Source organism: Natrialba taiwanensis DSM 12281, assembly GCF_000337595.1.
Taxonomy (GTDB): Archaea; Halobacteriota; Halobacteria; order Halobacteriales; family Natrialbaceae; genus Natrialba; species Natrialba taiwanensis.
Window position 1 is genome coordinate 192,860 of sequence record NZ_AOIL01000009.1, and the last position, 17,971, is coordinate 210,830.

13 protein-coding genes are annotated in these 17,971 nt (G+C 61.4%); 12 read left to right on the forward strand and 1 reads right to left on the reverse strand.

Annotated elements, in window-relative coordinates:
* The first annotated feature begins 845 nt into the window (after positions 1-845).
* The 11 genes from C484_RS01755 (at position 846) to C484_RS01805 (ending at position 14,473) form a co-directional block, all read left to right on the forward strand.
* Positions 846-1,688 (forward strand): ParA family protein, encoded by an 843-nt coding sequence (locus C484_RS01755; protein ID WP_006824263.1) that lies wholly within the window; start codon positions 846-848, stop codon positions 1,686-1,688.
* Positions 1,685-2,326, forward strand: a complete 642-nt coding sequence (locus tag C484_RS01760; RefSeq protein WP_006824264.1) for a hypothetical protein — start codon at positions 1,685-1,687, stop codon at positions 2,324-2,326. The genes C484_RS01755 and C484_RS01760 overlap by 4 nt, the downstream gene beginning before the upstream one ends.
* 133 nt (positions 2,327-2,459) lie before the next feature.
* Positions 2,460-3,824 carry a glutamate-1-semialdehyde 2,1-aminomutase gene (gene hemL, locus C484_RS01765; protein ID WP_006824265.1) on the forward strand — a complete coding sequence of 455 codons (1,365 nt, stop codon included), beginning with the start codon at positions 2,460-2,462 and terminating at the stop codon, positions 3,822-3,824.
* 341 nt (positions 3,825-4,165) lie between these two features.
* Positions 4,166-7,321 carry a molybdopterin-containing oxidoreductase family protein gene (locus C484_RS01770; RefSeq protein WP_006824266.1) on the forward strand — a complete coding sequence of 1,052 codons (3,156 nt, stop codon included), beginning with the start codon at positions 4,166-4,168 and terminating at the stop codon, positions 7,319-7,321.
* The gene (locus tag C484_RS01775; RefSeq protein WP_006666867.1) at positions 7,321-8,502 is read left to right on the forward strand and encodes a 4Fe-4S dicluster domain-containing protein; all 1,182 of its coding nucleotides are present in this window, start codon (positions 7,321-7,323) and stop codon (positions 8,500-8,502) included. The genes C484_RS01770 and C484_RS01775 overlap by 1 nt, the downstream gene beginning before the upstream one ends.
* A gap of 7 nt (positions 8,503-8,509) precedes the next feature.
* Positions 8,510-9,208, forward strand: coding sequence for a TorD/DmsD family molecular chaperone (locus tag C484_RS01780; RefSeq protein ID WP_006824267.1), 699 nt, complete (start codon positions 8,510-8,512; stop codon positions 9,206-9,208).
* Positions 9,205-10,245, forward strand: coding sequence for an ethylbenzene dehydrogenase-related protein (locus C484_RS01785; protein WP_049914965.1), 1,041 nt, complete (start codon positions 9,205-9,207; stop codon positions 10,243-10,245). Before C484_RS01780 ends, C484_RS01785 begins: the two co-directional genes overlap by 4 nt.
* Positions 10,242-11,144, forward strand: coding sequence for a HEAT repeat domain-containing protein (locus C484_RS01790; protein ID WP_006824269.1), 903 nt, complete (start codon positions 10,242-10,244; stop codon positions 11,142-11,144). The genes C484_RS01785 and C484_RS01790 overlap by 4 nt, the downstream gene beginning before the upstream one ends.
* The gene (locus tag C484_RS01795; protein WP_006824270.1) at positions 11,141-11,809 is read left to right on the forward strand and encodes a hypothetical protein; all 669 of its coding nucleotides are present in this window, start codon (positions 11,141-11,143) and stop codon (positions 11,807-11,809) included. The genes C484_RS01790 and C484_RS01795 overlap by 4 nt, the downstream gene beginning before the upstream one ends.
* A gap of 1 nt (position 11,810) precedes the next feature.
* Positions 11,811-13,094 (forward strand): P-loop NTPase, encoded by a 1,284-nt coding sequence (locus C484_RS01800; RefSeq protein WP_006824271.1) that lies wholly within the window; start codon positions 11,811-11,813, stop codon positions 13,092-13,094.
* A 413-nt stretch (positions 13,095-13,507) separates the two neighbouring features.
* Complete coding sequence (locus C484_RS01805) at positions 13,508-14,473, forward strand: transcription initiation factor IIB (protein WP_049914966.1); 966 nt, start codon at positions 13,508-13,510, stop codon at positions 14,471-14,473.
* Positions 14,474-14,568: 95 nt separating this feature from the next.
* Here C484_RS01805 and C484_RS01810 read toward each other — a convergent pair whose 3' ends face one another.
* Complete coding sequence (locus C484_RS01810; RefSeq protein WP_006824273.1) at positions 14,569-16,884, reverse strand: nitric-oxide reductase large subunit; 2,316 nt, start codon at positions 16,882-16,884, stop codon at positions 14,569-14,571.
* Between the two features lie 183 nt (positions 16,885-17,067).
* On the opposite strand from C484_RS01810, the gene C484_RS01815 reads away from it, so the two are divergent.
* Complete coding sequence (locus C484_RS01815; RefSeq protein WP_006824274.1) at positions 17,068-17,838, forward strand: MOSC domain-containing protein; 771 nt, start codon at positions 17,068-17,070, stop codon at positions 17,836-17,838.
* The last annotated feature ends 133 nt before the right edge of the window (positions 17,839-17,971 follow it).

Below are 17,971 nucleotides of genomic sequence, written 5' to 3' on the forward strand. Positions count from 1 at the left end.
CCAACCAGACAAGATATTTAGTTAGACTGATTAGTTAGACCAACTGAGAAGCCTCTCTAGAAAGGGCAATAAAGAAGGTTGTCACAACAGACGTGCCGGCGAAACGGAGAAGATCGAACTCGACCGGTCACGATTCAGGCGGCCGTCGGGCGAGCACCATTCGAGCCCCAACCGGCCAAGAACGTTACCGGGTAGCGTTCCCCGAAGCGGCTATCCGGTTTCACCATCGCCTGTGCACAGGGATCCGGTAAGACACACTGACTAGACTATCCAAAAAGCCTAACCGACAAGGAATACCGATCGTATCGGCCGAGAGGATCGATTAGTCAGCCACACCGCTATCCCTCTCCAGGTAGCCACGAGAAAAGTGCGTTGTCCAGAAAGATGACCGACGAGTCGAACTAGCAAGGAGTACCCGCTATTTCGGCCAATATGGTTTTTCGAGAGAGATATCAGGATAGTCTAATTGACAAGACTAACCAATAAGGCTAACTTGGTGGATCGGTTCAGAAGGATGGTTCACTAGCCAAGCCGATGCCCCTAGCTAGATAGTTCCTGAAGGGTGGGAACATTCACGAAGACACCCGGTACACTATACTGGCAGGAATAGCACGATAGGGTGTTCATATAGGGCTGTCGAGTGAGCCAACCAGATAGCCTAACTTGTTAGCCTAACGGAATCAACCACTAATGTGTGTAACACGTGACCAGCCCGATCGTCCACTAACTGCGCTGCACCACAGTTCTTACCCCCTATCCCAGTTAGGCCAACAAGTTATGCTAACCAAGTGACCTAACCAAACCATATACCAGAGAATTATAGTCGGGGAGACTAACTGGTTCGTATGCTCACCTATACGACCTACTCGGAGGCCGGCGGCGTCGGCAAGACGACAGTGGGTGCGGCCCTGCTCGAAGCCCACGCGGCCCACGGGCTCGACGTGCTCGCGATCGACATGGACCAGCAAAACGGCTCGCTCACCTACCTCCTCGACGTCGATGCCCCCCGGGACGACAGTCAGGCGGATAACATCGTTCGACACCTGATCGACCGACCGAAGGGCTCGATAGAGGACCTCGTGTTCGAAACGGAGCACGGGTTCGACCTCCTGCCGAGTCACAACATGCTCGAGAATCTCGAGGACTTGCTCAATCGCGCACAGCGAATGGCCGACGATCTCGGCGAAGGCGACGAGTTCGATCCGTACGATCGGCTCCGCCAGGTGCTCATGGACGCCGGGATTCCACAGGAGTACGACGTGATCGTCATCGACCCGCCGGCGACCGCCGGCCCACACCTCTACAACGCCGTCTCGGCGACCCGAAGTCTGGTCATCCCGGTCGAGCCGACCGGGAAGGGCATGCAAAGCGTCATCGGACTCGAAGAACTCGTCGACGGGCTCGAGGAACGACTCGAAGCCGAGATCGGCGTGCTCTCCGCGGTTCCAAACGGTGTGGGACGAACGACCGACCAGGAACGGTATCTGGAGGAAGTTCGAGAGCGCGGCTATCCCGCGCCCGTTGCACTCCGGGAACGATCGTCGCTCTTCGAAGGCTGTTGGGACCAACAATGCACGCCGGCCCACTACGTCGAGACGCACCGATCTCGCACGCGGGATCACGAAATGGAAACGCTCGAAAAAATCGACCGATTGGCGGGACGGATCGAGGAGGTGGGCGGGCTATGAAGAAAGGGTCCGGCAGCGATCCGTTTGCTGAGCCCGAACCAGAGTCCGAACCGGAACCCGATACGAACGAGAACGAGGCCGAGGAAGGCAAAACCGACGGTGAGACCGAAGAGACCCACCGCGACGAACCCGAAGAACGCGACGCTAAACCGAGTTCGAACGCACGGCCGGACGAAGACGAGGATGCAGAGACGGAAAGCGCCGAACTCGAGACGACGTTCGACGAAACGGCGTCCACGGACGATTCGAAGGCAACGGCGGCGGAGCAACAGTCGTCCGAGAGAGAAGCCGCCGTTGAATCGGAGCAGAACTCGTCGGAGACGGAGACCGGCGCGCAAACGCAATCGCGATCCCAAAACGCGATCGTCGACGAGCCGCCGCAGGCGGGGGCCGCCGATGCGGGCGTGCCTTGGGTGTACGTTCGTGATAACGTCAAGCAGGACCGGGAGATGGTCCAGTTCTACCTCCGGGACTACGTGGTCGATGCCGAAGACGAGTTCGTCGACGCGGTGAGCGACGAACTCGGGACGGATGTCTCGAAGACCGACGTTCGAGAGGCAGCGTACGAGGCTGCAATGTACAATGTCGAGGACGTGGTCGAGCGACTGGAAGCCTGGGGATTCGAGTCGAGAGACTGACCGAGGTGTATTTGTTATTGCGGCTTGGACGCCTTCGTACCCGGGAGCGAACGGCAAATCGGTTCGATGATGCTATCGGTTCTGTCGCCAGTACCATCAACGAGTTATAGTTCGAAGAAAAATAATAAGGCGGATGACTGCCAGCTTTGGCTCCGATTGCTCGTACCGATTATACGACCGAGCGCTCAAGTCACTTGTCGGCGGCGTCAACTCGCCCGTCAGAGCAGATCCACGGCCGACGCCGGCGTTCGTCGACCACGGTGACGGCGCCCACGTGGTCGACGTAGATGACAATCGATATCTCGACTATATCATGGGATACGGACCGCTCTTGCTCGGTCACGATCTCCCCGATCGCGTTCGCGAGGCGATCACGAAGGCGGTCGCCGATGGCCCGATGTACGGTATCCCGACCGATATCGAGATCGAACTCGCCGAGTTCGTTATCGATCACGTCGAGAGCGTCGACCGACTGCGGTTCGTCAATTCTGGCACGGAGGCGACCGCCGCGGCCGTTCGGCTCGCTCGCGGGTATACCGGTCGCGACAAGATCGTCGTCATGCGAGGCGGGTACCACGGCGGTCACGAATCGTTTCTCGTTGAGGGGACGGCGGCGGATAGAAAACCGAGTAGCGCCGGCGTTCCGGAGACGTTCGCCGACGAGACGATACCGGTACCGTTCAACGACGAAGCGGCCGTTAGAGAAGCGTTCGAGCGCCACGGATCCGACATCGCGGCCGTGCTCACCGAACCGCTGCTTGGAAACCACGGAATCGTCCATCCGGTCGGTGGATATCACGAATCGCTCCGAAATCTCTGTGACGACTACGGATCGCTGTTGATCTTCGACGAGGTGATTACCGGCTTTCGAGTCGGCGGCCTGGAGTGTGCACAGGGGAAGTACGACATCGAACCGGATCTCACGACGTTCGCGAAGATTATCGGCGGCGGGTTCCCAGTCGGAGCGATCGGCGGCCGGGCGGGGATCATGCAGGCGTTCACACCGACGGGAGAGGTCTTCGAATCCGGTACCTTCAACGGGCATCCGGTGACGATGGCCGCCGGTCTCGAGACGCTTCGATTCGCGAAGAAACACGATGTCTACACGCACGTGAACGAACTCGGTGAGCGGATCCGGGCGGGGTTGCAGGATATCGTCGAAGATCACGCTCCCGAATACACCGTCGCAGGAACCGATTCGATGTTCAAGGTGCTGTTTACGCGGAGCGGGTCCGAAGCGACGACCGACAACTGTACCGCCGGCTGCAAACAGCAGTTGGACTGTCCGCGATTCGAACGCTGCCCGAAAACGGGCGCAGACGTCGAAACCGGCGAGACCGATCGATGGAAGCGAACCTTCTGGCCGGCCATGGCCGAACGGGACGTGTTACTCACGCCGAACCAATTCGAGAGCCAGTTCATCAGTTACGCTCACACCGCTGCCGACATCGATCGGACGCTCGAGACGTACCAGCGCGTTCTTTCGCAGTCAGGGTGACGGAGCGGCAGGATCTCAGACCATATCGGAACAACTGCGTCGATGGGACGAAGACGGAGAGCAATACGTACGGTTCACAGGCAGATCGAAGCAACTCGCCACCGACACGTACGCACGATCTAGGGACGATACAGCAGTGGAGTCGACTCAGGAAGAAGAGTATGGCTGAGTCGCCGATCGAACCGTTCCCGAACACGTGCCCCCATATGAAAACCCACCATTAGACGGATTTCGGCGGTAGATGCCCCAGAACACGGGAATTGGGAGTTTTAGTTAAAGCGTGGACGACCAATGTCGTTCTGTATGCCACCAGAATGCCTCGCCACGGGAGGTGGCCGACGATGACCCTCTCGCGGCGCGATTTCATGGCAGCAGCCGGGACGGGGGCGGTCGGTGCCCTCATCGGTATCACGTGGGGTGCGACGCAGACGGTCGATTCCGTCACGCAGGTCGACAACCCGCTCACGTCCTATCCCAATCGAGACTGGGAACAGGTCTATCACGACATTTACGCGTACGACGAGGTCGACTGGACGGTCTGTCACCCCAATTGTACGCAGTCGTGCGCGCTGAACTTCTACATGAAAGACGGCGTGCCGATCCGCGCCGAGCAGGTGTATCACAACGAGGAGCCGAGCGTCGGGCCGAGCGGATACGAAGACGCCGGTGTGAGCCAGCACTGGAATCCGCGAGGTTGCATGAAAGGGTTGACGGTCCACCGGCGGACGTTCGAACCGACGCGGATCAAGTACCCTATGGTCCGGAAGGGCTGGAGCCCGGACGATCCAAACCCCGAAGGTCGTGGCGAGGACGAGTTCGAGCGTGTCTCCTGGTCAGAGGCGATCGATCTCCTGGCCGAGAAGATGGCGAATCTCGAGGACACCCAGCACTTTCACGTCTTCAATGCCATCAAGGCCGACGGGCTGTTCACCCGCCACGGCTCGGCCCGGCGACTGGCCTCGATCTTCGGCGGCTGCGAGTGGACGGAGTACGACTGGTACGCCGATCTACCGCCGGGGCACGTGATGACGACCGGCTACCAGACGAGCGACGCGGACGCGTCCGCCTGGCGACAGGCCGACTACACTATTATCCAGGGAAAGAACCTGATCCACAACAAACTCGCGGACAACCACTGGTTCCAGGAGAGTCGCGAACGTGGCGGCACGATCGTCGGTGTTTACCCGGACTACTCGCCGACCGTCCAGAAGTGCGACCGCTGGCTTCCGATTCGACCGGGCAGCGATCCGGCACTGCCGCTCGGAATCGCTCACGTCATCATCGACGAAGAGCGCTACGACGAGGAGTTCATGCGGAGCTACACCAGCCTGCCGCTACTCGTCCGCGAGGACGACGGAAAGTACCTTCGCGCACACGACGTGTTCGAGGATGCCGAGCCGCCGGACCACGGAATCGACGGGGAACACGGCCACCACGTCGAGGGCGACTGGGGCGAGTTCGTCGTCCTCGGCGAGGATGGCGACCTTCATCGCGTCTCGCGCGAGGAGGTCGGCGAGGAGACGCCGGTTACACCTCGCCTCGAGGACGAGACGGAGGTAACCCTAACTGACGGCTCCGCAGTGAGCATCCGGACAGACTTCGCCCGGCAGAAGGAGACGATTCTGAACGACTACTCGCCGTCGAAGGTCGCAGAGATCACGACGATTCCGGCCGAGAAGCTCCGCCAGACCGCCCGCGAGTTCGCGACCGCGGAGAAGGCCCAGTGGTTCACCGGTGAGGGGATCAACCACTGGTTCCACGGGGCTAGTGAGTGCCAGCGGGGAATCTTCCTCGTTCAGGCGATGCTCGGGAACATCGGTGAACGCGGCTGTGGCTACTACAACTACTCCGGCCAGTACAAGATCGAGTTACTGGACGGCTACCCGACGTACGTCAACCCGGACGGCCACTCCGCCCGCGGAATGTACCCGGGCCACGCGTTGGCCTTCTTCGGCGGCGAACGGTTAGATCCGCACGCGATTCACGGCGACTACGACCGTGAACTCGAACTCGTCGCACACGAGGACAGTGACGAACCGGTGCTTCCGGAGGGGACGGAGTCGTACACGATGAAGAAGCCGGAGATCCTCTGGACGATGAACTGTAACCTCCTGAATCAGACCAAACATCAGGAGCACGTCATCGAGAACTTCGTGAAACCCCCCGAGACTGCGAACGAACTGCTCGTCGTCTCGGACATGCACATGACTTATTCCGCACGCCACGCGGACATCGTCTTCCCTGTCCACTCCTGGCTCGAGTGTGAGTATCCGGATATCACGGTCGGCCCGGAGAATCCGTTCGTCCAGATGGACCACGGCGTGATGGATCCGATCTACGACACCAAACAAGACGGCGAGATTGTCGCCCGGGTAGCCGAGAAGCTAGACGAAAAGATTCCGCCGGAGGAGCGAAATGTGAACTCTTACCGGGAGTACTTCGCTGAGTTCTTAGCGGAAGACGGCGACGTCCGCACCTACATTCAGGAAGCGTTCGATTCCGGCATCACCACACGAGATATCGATGTTGAGGATCTCGAGAACGGACCGGAGCGCCTCCAACTGAAGACGTATCCGCGGATCCCCTTCTACTCGCAGATTCACGAAGATCGACCGTTCTACACGAAGACAGGTCGTATGGAGTTTCACAAGGAAGAGGATCGCTTCCTCGAACTCAACCGCGACGATATCCAGCACTTTGAGAGCCCCGAGGGAACGCCCTACGGCCGCGGGAAAACGTGGAAGGAAGGCGGTGACGAGACGAACGAACTCTACGAGGACGGCTACCGGTTCCACTACAACACGCCTCATCCGAAGTATCGGACCCACTCATCGTGGGGGATGACAGATTGGAACTTGATCTGGTCGGCGCGAGACTTCGGATCGACCAACGCCGATCCGGAGGGAACTGAGCGCCTCGTCGACGACTTCTCGTTTCCGCAGGGGGACGGCGAGACCGAGGACGTTCCACCGCTCGGTGAGGCGTTCGTCGAGATGCATCCGAATGACGCTGAAGATATCGGCGTCAAGAACGGCGATTACGTGAAAATAACCGGTGATCGCGGTGACCTGGTGATCCGTGTGCTCGTCAGTGAACGTCAGCGACCGAGCGATGCGGGCGATATCGGCCAGCTAACAATCTGGCACGGCTGGTGGGAACAGCAGTTCCCGGACGAGGATGAAACCAGCGATGTCGTCGGCTACAACGTCGCGACGAACATTTGGCTCGACCCGCTGCTCGAGACTGACGACGTGGTGCACAAACCGACGTTCGGCGACCCGAATGTGAGCGACATCGTCGACGAGGACGTGTCCTGGCACGGAGCGGCGTTCGCGCAAGGCTACGAAGAACAGGTCTGGGCACCGACCGGTGTCGAGCGCGATACGCTGGTGAAAGTCGAGAAGTACGAGGAAGCGGACTGGCGACCCGGTGACGCCCGGAAGGACGAGCTATTCCAAGATTACGTAAGCGGTTCGATACAGGAAGGTGACAGCTGATGCCGGAAACCTACAACCCCCAACTCGGTCGTGAGCACAGCTACCCATACGAACACCGGGAGGAGGAGCGCGACTGGCACTGGGGAATGATCATCAACATCAACCGGTGTATCAACTGCAACACCTGTTCGTTCGCCTGCAAGTCCACCTGGACGAGCGGGAAAGGTGAGGAGTACATGTGGTGGATGAACGTCGAAACCGAGCCCTACGGCGGCTACCCGATGGGGTGGGACATGCGACTGCTCGACGACCTGGAGGAGGGAGAAACGATCTTCGAAGCCGCCGAGGACGGCGAGCAAGCCGCGGGATACATCGCCCAGAAGGAAGATTGGGAGTACCCCGCACTCGGCGACGATCAGGCCCACGGCGAGTACCCCGCCGGCGATGTCGTCGAGAGCGACCTCGAGAACGACGAGTACCACGACATGTGGCAGTTCTACCTGCCGCGGCTCTGTAACCACTGCAAGAACCCCGCCTGCCTCGCCGCGTGCCCGCGAAAGGCGATCTACAAGCGCGAGGAGGACGGTATCGTTCTCCTCGATCAGGAGCGCTGTCGAGGATACCGCAAGTGCGTGAAGTCGTGTCCATACCACAAGCCGATGTACAATCCCGAGACCGGCGTCTCGGAGAAACCGGTCGGTTGCTTCCCGCGCATCGAGGAAGGCAACGTTCCCCGCTGTGTCTCCTCCTGTATCGGGAAGACGCGACTGCACGGCAACATCAACCGGGGACCCGATGCTGGCCACCCCAACGGGAACACGTCGGCGGCGGCCGGCCGCAGTCCGGTAAACTACCTGGCAAAGAGCGACGAGAAGGCTGCGCTCCCGCTGTATCCGCAGTTCGGCACCCAGCCGCAGGTGTTCTACATGCCTCCCTACCACGTGCCACCGGAGTTCCTTACCCAGATGTTCACGCCGAACACCAACGAGAAGCGAAACGACTGGCCCGGAAGCACCTTCGAAGAATCAATCAAGATCGTTCAGGACCGCGTTCGGAATCCGAGTCACCACACGCTCGGTATCCTCCAATTGTTCGGCGCGACGACCCGCCTCATCGAGACCTACACGGTCAAAGAACACCGCGTGAAGGGGTGGGACCGCAAGGGGGACAAGGTCGTCGACATCCCCTTCGAGGAGGAAATGGAGATCCGCGAGGGAGAGATGTGGACCAACCAGCCCTAACAGATCGATGACACCGAATACTACCACAGCCGATTTCGAGTATCACGCCGCGCGGGCTACGTTGTACTGTGTCACTGCCGCGGCGTTTACCTATCCCACCGAGGTCACCGTTCGCGACCTTCTCGACCCCGAGGCCCGCGAGGGAATCGAACGCGCCGCCGAGCGACTCGGCCTCTCTGCGGAGGCGACCACGCTACTCGAAACCATCGTGGAGACACCCGTTTCGGGCCTCGAATCAGCGTACAACGAACTGTTCGGACTCCCAAGCGACGACGGAACCTACGCCGTGGTTCCGTACGAGGCCCACTACACGACTCGCGACGAGATAAGCAGCGAACAGCGCCGGATCGCGACAGTCGTCGGCCTGATGAACGAGTTCGGTCTCGAGCCGAGCGACGAGTTCGACGAGCGACAGGATCACGTCGCCGCCGAACTCGAACTGATGCAGGTGCTGGCCGGCCAACGAGCTGTCGCGCTCGAGTCGGGCGATCACGCGGCCGCCGAGCGCGTCGGTCGGGCCGAGGCGACGGTGCTCGAAGAGCACCTCGTCGAGTTCGTGCCGGCCGTAGCCCACGACCTGCGCCGGGCAACCGGTGAAGACGCGTATGTCGCCGCCGTCGATCTCGTCGAGGCGCTGGTGACGTACGATAACGGAAAGCACCCGGATCCGAACGCGTCAGCGGGGAACGGAGGTGGGCCTCCGTGAGTTCCGAACGATGGGGCCTCGGACCGGTGGAGATCGATCGGAACGCTGCGCGCCGCGCGACGAAACTGGCCGCGGTCGTGTTATGTCTGGTAATGGCCGTACAGGTGGTGATCGTCGCCGTCTTCACGCTCGGTCCGCATCCGCTGCAATCGGTCACCGAGGTGCCAGCCGAGCCGGACGCCCAAGCGTGGGACGGTGCGCCGAGCGAAACGCTCTCGCTCGACAGGCAACAGATGACGACCCCCTACGGCGGCGGGAGCGTCGATAACGTGACGGTACAGGCAGTCACGAACGATACGCACGTCGCCTTCCGGCTGGAGTGGGAGGATCCGACGGCGGATACGGAGATCGACGAGCCTGACGCCTACAGCGACGCGGCGGCGATCATGCTCCGCAGCGGAAGCAAGCCGCCGGTTACCATGGGAGCGAACGGCGAGCCGGTCAACATCTGGTACTGGCGCTCAAGCTGGCAGCATTCGGACGCCGATCCGGGTGGCGATATGTACGCCTACCCGCACCCGGATGCCGAAACGAAGCCGGGAGAGGCGGCTGAAAACCCGGTCTCGCAGTCGACGAACGCCCAGTACGGCCAGAACTACTACGCCACCGGCTTCGGCTCGCTGACCAACGCTGAGACCCAGCCCGTCGCGGCAAACGGTCAGCGGACCGACGACGGGTGGGCGGTCGTGTTTCAGCGTGAACATGAGACCGCCGGCGACTACGACGCCGTATTCGAAGACGGCGAGCAGATGTACCTCACGTACGCCATCTGGAACGGGAGCGCAGATGAGGCAAACGGTGAGAAATCGCTCTCGTACCAGTTTCTTACCCTGGATCCCGGCGACGGAACGCTCAGTGAAACCGATTCCGCCGACGATGAGGGCGCCAACGAGACAGACACCAATGACAGCGGTGTCGTAGCTAGCGCGACGACATCGGCGCGCTGGGCGGCGAGAGCGGCGACGAACTGGCCCGCTGCGATTATCCTCGCGACGGGCGCTGCATGGCTCATCAGTTACTGGAGGATACGAGAATGACCGATTACGCGAATCGAAGTGCCCGGGGGCGGGCACCCACCGGCGACGAAGCAACGCTTCGATCCCGACTCGGATCCGCTCGCGAACGCGATCGCCGACGCGCCGCGCTCGGACTGGTCGAGATAGCTGCCAACGGCGGGCTAACATCGGAAACGATCGTACAGCTCGCCGAGTTGGTGTCCGACGACGACTCCGCGGACGTACGACAGTTCGCTGTCGAAGCGTCCGGCCTCGCTACGGACACTGCTCCCGAATCTGACGGCGAAGCGGTGGCTGCCGCGGCGATTCGAACGGCACTGACCGACGATCACGAGTGGGTCCGCGCAGAGGCCGTCGTCGCGCAGTCTCGGATCGCACCGGAAGCCGAGGAGCCGATTCGGGCGGCCCTCACGGACGACAGCGGCTGGGTGCGTCGTAACGCCGTTATCGCCCTCTCAAAGACGGGGGCGGCGTCTCAGGAGTTGCTCGTCGAACGACTCACGAACGATCCGCACTCCGGCGTTCGAGAGTACGCGGCGACCTATCTTTGCGAGTTCTCCGAGGACATCGACGAGACTGTCCGAATCCTCGCGGCAGTCATGGTCCGCGATCCGGAGGCGTTCGTCCGAGCGAAGGCCGCGACCAGCCTCGGAACTCTCGGAACCGACCGGGCCGAGGAAGCCCTCGAACAGCACGGACTGACCGATCGGAGCGACGACGTACGCCGATCTGCCAAGCGAGCGCTTGCGTCGGCCCGCGGCGTCGACCCGGAACGGCTCAACGTCGAACTGAACGACGAGGCTGCGCCCGGCAGCGGACCGGGATCCCGGCGAGAGCGAGAACGGAACCGCCGGGAGACGAGACGGGGACCAGCCGGCTCGATCGACGGATTGACGCAGGGACAGCGTGATCGACGATGACTGACAAACGCGACAACACATCCGGTACGGACGAATCGCACGCGAACCGCGAAGACGACAAGCCAGACGATGCCCGTACGGCCGAAAGCCGCGCTGCCGCCGCAAGTGCAGGATCGGGTTCCGAGGAATCACTCGGCATCACAATCCCGGACGACCACGTCGGTGCGTTCGTCGCGCAGGCGTTCGAGGATGTCGAGCGATCGACCGAGTGGACGGAGGCCGTCGACGCTGCCATCCCTGCCGACGCTCGCGGCGCCTGGCAGTCGCTCTCTACGCGGGATCAGGTCATCGAACTGTTGACACTAGCCGACGAGTTCGACGCCAAGGCGACCGCGTTACTCGAGGAAATTCCGCTGGATCGAGACGGGCTAGACGATGACCGCTACGAGCGGGTTTCGGACGCGAAACGGTTGCGGCGGAATGCGGATATCCTCCGGGACGGGATCGCGGCTGGTTACGCCGAGGGTCGGGTGAGCGACGACGAACTGGTCGCAGCGATCGAGGCGTTCGGATTCGACACCGCCACGATCGCCGAGCGCGAGGACGCGCTAGACGCCGTTTCCAGCGCGTACAACGTCGAGTTCCGTCCCTACGGTGGGACGCTGATGACCGAGACCGAGATAGAAACCGAGTCCGGGGCACCCGACGACTTCGAGGTCATGTGAGATGGCGAAGGATAGCCTGGTCCCCGACGAGGTACCGGCCGACGGGCTCGCAGATCGCGTCCGGAACGGACTGCGTTCCGTCGAGAACCCAGTCTCCGGCGGGAGCGTGCTCGAATCCGGACTGGTTACCCAGGTTTCGGTCGACGAGCGAACGGTGCACGTATCCGCTTCCCTCGCCGAACTCGAGGAACCGATTGCGGATGACATCGCAGAGGCGCTCCGTAGAACGGCGCTTTCGACCCCCGGAGTCGAACAGGCGACGATCGAGGGTGAGGTCCAGAGCCCCGACGAGACTGCGGCTGAGCGCGTCGACGGACCGGCGAACGTTGACACCGTAATCGCCGTCGCGAGCGCCAAAGGTGGTGTCGGAAAGACGACGGTTGCGGCGCAACTCGCTCGGGCGCTGGCGACCGGGACCGATCGCGACGTCGGTCTCTTCGACGCCGATCTGTACGGGCCGAACGTTCCCAATCTACTGAATATCGACGGGCCCGTATCTGCCACCGCCGAGGGGCGCGCCGAACCGATCACCGCCGGCGAGCTCGTCACGATGAGCGTCGGTCTCATCGCGAACGACGAGCCCCTGGCCTGGCGCGGGGCAATGGCCCACGAAGCCGTCAGCGAACTCTTCGAGGACACCGCATGGGGTGAACTCGAGACGTTGGTCATCGACCTCCCGCCGGGAACCGGCGACATCGTGCTGACGGCGCTGCAATCGCTGCCGATCGACGGCGCGGTGCTGGTCACTACTCCCCACCCGACGAGCGTGGCCGATACGTCCCGGAGCGCGACGCTGTTCGAAGAAAACGGAATCCCCCTCCTGGGAACGGTGGTCAACATGCGCGAGTTCGCGTGCGAGTGCGGCCGCGACCACGACCTCTTTCCCGACGCGAACATCGAGCAAGCGCTCGAGCAACCGGTGCTGTCTGAACTGCCCTTCGAGGAACGGATTCGGGACTTCGGCGGCGACGTTCCGGCCGAGATCGTTACCCTGGCCGACGCCGTCCGCGACCGGTTGGACGAAATTGTGGATCTCTCCGTGCCCGCCCACGCCCTTGATCTCCGCGGCCTCTCCCGACCGATCCGCCGCGAGCAGGCGATCGAAGAGTTCCGCGCGACCGAACCCGGAGAGACCACGTATCTACTCACCGACGCCGACCCGTCGTCGCTCGAGACTGAACTCGCGACGGCGGTCGGTGCCGATGACGCATCGGGCGATGCGTTCGAGCGGTCCGTCGTGCGCAGACGGGCACCGAATGAGTGGGTGATGGTCGTCGTTCGGTAACGGTATGAGACGGCGCGATTCTTCGCGGACGGGAGTCGAATACTGCCTCAAACAACATCCGGCGAGACTTCATGCAGAGTGATGGTCTCCGCGTGTCCAATCGATACTACGACTGCCTCGGCAGCCGTCGGCGTTCGAGGGAGACAATCAGCGTGCGATAAAATCCCTCGACCACTCATTGAACCCCATGGAACACGTATCGGCGTCACGAGGAGGATAGTCGAATGCGAGAGTCGAGTTGACTGGCTCTTTCGAGGCTCTCTTCGTAGTTTAATCGGTCGTCGTAGCGTCGATTATCGTCATCCAGTCGCTGGCCCGCCCGCCGCTGATTTCAACGCGGACGTTCAGCAGTGAGATCCCCGTCTGTAAATCACCCCCAGTATTTAACTCTCGTGAGGGATTTTGTACGCGTAGTGAAACGCCTAACTCGGCAGAAAGATCAGGACACGCAATCGAAAGAAGAGACTACTGAGCGAGAGGGAACTCAGACCTGTCCCGAATGCGAGTCGAGTTCACTAACGAGGAGTCCGGACGAGAGCGAAATCAGTTGCGAGGCCTGCGGATTGATTATCGAGGAAGAGGTGATCGACCGCGGGCCGGAATGGCGAGCGTTCAACGCGGCGGAACGAGACAGTAAATCCCGCGTCGGTGCCCCGACGACCCAGACGATGCACGATAAGGGGTTGACGACCACGATCGACTGGAAAAACAAGGACGCCTACGGCCGCTCGCTGTCCTCGGACAAGCGCTCACAGATGAACCGGCTGCGAAAATGGCAAGAACGGATTCGGACGAAGGATGCCGGCGAACGAAACCTGCAGTTCGCCCTCTCCGAAACCGACCGAATGGCCTCCGCACTGGGCGTCCCGCGCTCCGTTCGAGAGGTCGCGAGCGTTCTTTACCGACGCGCACTCGACGAGGATCTCATCCGCGGCCGTTCGATCGAGGGCGTTGCCACGAGCACGTTGTACGCAGCCTGCCGAATGGAAGGGATACCGCGATCGCTGGACGAAGTCGCTGCAGTGTCGCGCGTTAATCGCATGGAAATCGGCCGCACGTATCGGTATATCTCACAAGAGCTCGGCCTCGAGATGGAGCCCGTGAATCCGAAAAAATACGTGCCGCGGTTCTGTTCCGAACTCGACCTCCCGGAAGAGGTACAGGCGAAAGCCAACGAAATTATCGATACGACGGCCGAGCAGGGAATGCTATCCGGAAAATCCCCAACGGGATACGCTGCGGCCGCAATCTATGCGAGCGCGCTGCTTTGTAACGAGAAGAAGACGCAGAAAGAGGTCGCCGACGTTGCCCAGGTGACCGAGGTCACCATTCGGAACCGATACCAGGAACAGATCAGCGCGATGGGACTTCCGAACTAACGTTCAACGTTGATCGCCGCCGTTCAAGTATCAAGTGAGGGTAGCAGAAAACGCCGCCGGCAGAAACGGTGGATCTCCCACGCGTGAGTGATCAGCTAATCGTCACTGGCCCGATCAGCGGACTCGTGGCCGCCGACGATTCGATCGGCGATACCGTGATCGGTCGTCCCCTCGGTAGCTTTCTTCCGCCGGAAGAGTAATTTCGCAGCCACCTCCCAGGCGAAAAGCACCGCACCGAGGATCAACAGCGTATCACCCGGGAGGCGGAGCCAAAACAGCGTCTGAATCAGCCCGTCGTTGTAGAACTCGAGGCTGCGTCCAGCAGCGTACCCGTGGGTGAACGAGGTTTCGAGTTGGAGAAAGCCGATGGGAAGCAAGGACAGCACGATCATCAGCGCCAGTCCGACGTTGCAGAGCCAGAACGACCACCGCAAGCGGCGGCCGGTCCACCCGGTGTCTCGAGTCGTCAGCCGGAGGATGTAGACGGCCATTCCCATCGCGAGCAGGCCGAAGGCGCCGAACATCGCTCCGTGTGCGTGTGCGACGGTGAGGTACGTGCCGGTCTGGTAGTAGCTGATCAGCGGCAGATTGATGAAGAAGCCGATCACGCCGGCTCCGAGGAAGTTCCAGACGGACGAGGCCACGATGAAGTAAAACGCCGTTCGGTAGGGAAAGTCCGTCCCGGCGGTGTCCATCGCACGATATTGTCCGAGTGCTTCGTACAGGATGAAAAGCAGCGGCACGAACTCGAGCGTGGAAAAGACGCTCCCGATGGGAAGCCACACCTCGGGAAGCCCGGCCCACCAGTAGTGGTGCGAGACACCGATGATGCCGCTGCCCATCACCAGCGCGGCCTGGAAGACGACGGCCTTCTCGGCGGCCGCCTTCGAGAGCAGATTCATCGAGACCAGCGTCAGGGCGATGACGACGATGATGAAGAACTCGAACACGCCCTCGACCCACATGTGAACGACCCACCAGCGCCAGAATTCCGTCGTCACGATGTTCGTCGTCGGCGTGTAGAGGAACCCGGCGATGAACAATACTCCAATCGAGCCGCCGGCGTAGACGATCATGTGCGCCAGCCCATAGCGGGGCTCCCGATCGAGGAGCGGCTTGAATCCGCGGGCGACAAGGACGGTCCAGCCAAGGAAGCCGACTAGGAGACCGAACTGCCACACCCGTCCGATCTCGAGATATTCGAGACCCTCGTTGCCGAGCAACCACCAGAGCCGATCACCGAAGAAATTGTGAATGCCGAACCAGATACCGGCCACGCCACCGACGGCGACGACGAGTAACGCACCGATCAGCCCCTTGACGTACAGCGCCTGTTTGGGTGGTTCACGGCCGGTCAGCAACGGCGCGAGGAAGAGCCCCGCACCGAGCCATATCGTGGTGATCCAGAGGATGCCGAGATCGACGTGCCAGGTTCGGACGATCGACCAGGGGAGCCACTGAAGGATGTCGAGTCCGGTCACTTCCTGAAGGCCGAAGAACCCGTCTCGTTCGACGTAGTAGTGCGCGAGCAAGCCGCCGAGGAACGTCTGGACGGCAAACAGGAATGCGCCGAAAAGAATGAACCCAGTGCTCAACAGTTGACTCGGCGTCAACTCGATATCCGCCGGCTGGGGAATCGAAACGCCCGCGGTAACGGGTTCGGGAATTTCGACGGCTTGGTAGAGCCAAATCGCCGCACCCGCACCACCGACGAGTATCACCATCGCAATGACGCTCCACGTCATCACCGGGCCGCCGGCGTCGTTACCCGCCGCCGGGGAGTACGGCCAATCATTGGTGAACGACACCGTCGAATCGGGACGGTCGGTATGCGAAATCCAGGCAGTCCACAGCGCGAAGTCGGCGAACTGTTCTGCCGCTGCCTTACTCTGTATCTGACCCTCCGGAACGCCGCGGTCGCGGTCGCCCTCGTAGTAGCGGTCGACGTACTCCTGGCGGACTTGCTGGTGGGCGTAGGCCTCCGCCGCGGAGTATTCAACGGTCTCCGCGTCGTAGCGACTCGATTGGAGTTCATCGCGGACGTCCCGATCGATCCCGGCCTGCACCGACGCAGAAAGCGCCGCATAGGATTCGTTGTGGCGGTCCTGCGCGTAGTACTCGCGCATGTGCTCGGTTTTCAACTCGAGCGTATTGGCGGTGTAGTCGGTGTCGTAGTAACTGCCGCGACCCAGGATCGATCCCTGGTTCATCAGACCGTTCTCTTGGAACACCGCCTTCCCGGACTGCACGTCCTCGCTCGTCGCGACCGGGTCGCCGTCGGGACCGACGATCGTGTCGGGTATCTCCGGTTCGTGCGCGTACGAAAGCCACGCCCCGCCGCCCATGACGACGAGGTTTACGACGAAAATCGTCGCGAGGAACGCGGCGAGTTGTCGTCTCGATAGTTGCATGACGACCGGAACTCGAATCTATCGCGCCGTCAAACGGACCGCGGATTCCTACGTGTTGGAAAAACGCACGAATATATTCGCAACAATCGTGAACGGAGCGGCGCTCGTATTCATATCCTTGGACCATTATCACTACTCGCCACCACAGAAACGAATATCGGGCTCAACGAGAAACAACAACCAATGGCAACACTCGAACGACTCACCGTATTTCCGGTGAAGGGACTCGACGGGATCGATCTCGATTCGACGTCCGTTCTCGACGGCGGCACCCTCCGGTACGACCGCGAGTTCGTCTTGGTCGACACCGACGGAGACGTGATTAACGGCAAGCGGACCGACCGCGTCCACGAACTCGAGACCGATTTCGATCCGGCGGCGAGGAAGATGACGGTCGAAACGGCCGACGGCGACGAACGACGGTTCGATCTCGAGAGCGAGCGCGAACGGGTTGAGGAGTGGTTCAGCGACTATTTCGGGACGGAACTCGTCCTGGAGCGAGACGAATCGCTGGGGTTCGTCGACCGCCGCGAGATGGGGCCATCGCTTATCAGCACGGCCACGCTTCGGACAGTCGCCTCGTGGTTCGACGAGATGACGGTCGAGGGAGCACGACGCCGTATGCGGGCGAATGTGGAGGTTTCGGGCGTTCCGCCGTTCTGGGAGGACCGGTTCGTCGGCGACGGCGCTCCGGCGCTCGAGGTCGGCGACAGCCGCTTCGAGGGCGTCAAGCCGTGTGGTCGGTGCATCGTACCCCGGCGCGATCCCGACACCGGCGAATCGATCCAGGAATTTCGGACGCGATTCGTCCGAAACCGCCGAGAACAGTTTCCGGAATGGGCCGACGAGGATGCGTTCGAGCACTACTACGCGCTGATGATCATCACTCGGGTACCCGAGGTCGATCGAGGGAAACCGCTTCACGTTGGCGATCCGGTCGAAGCGATCGAGTGACTCCTTCGGCCGGTTTCTCGATCGGGTCGTCCGAAATTCGCAAGAACGGATGATTCGGAGTACGGCTGAACTCGACTCGAAGCGCGTCGAACGGTCGTTTTCCGGATCGACGACACAGACGGCAGAGCATACG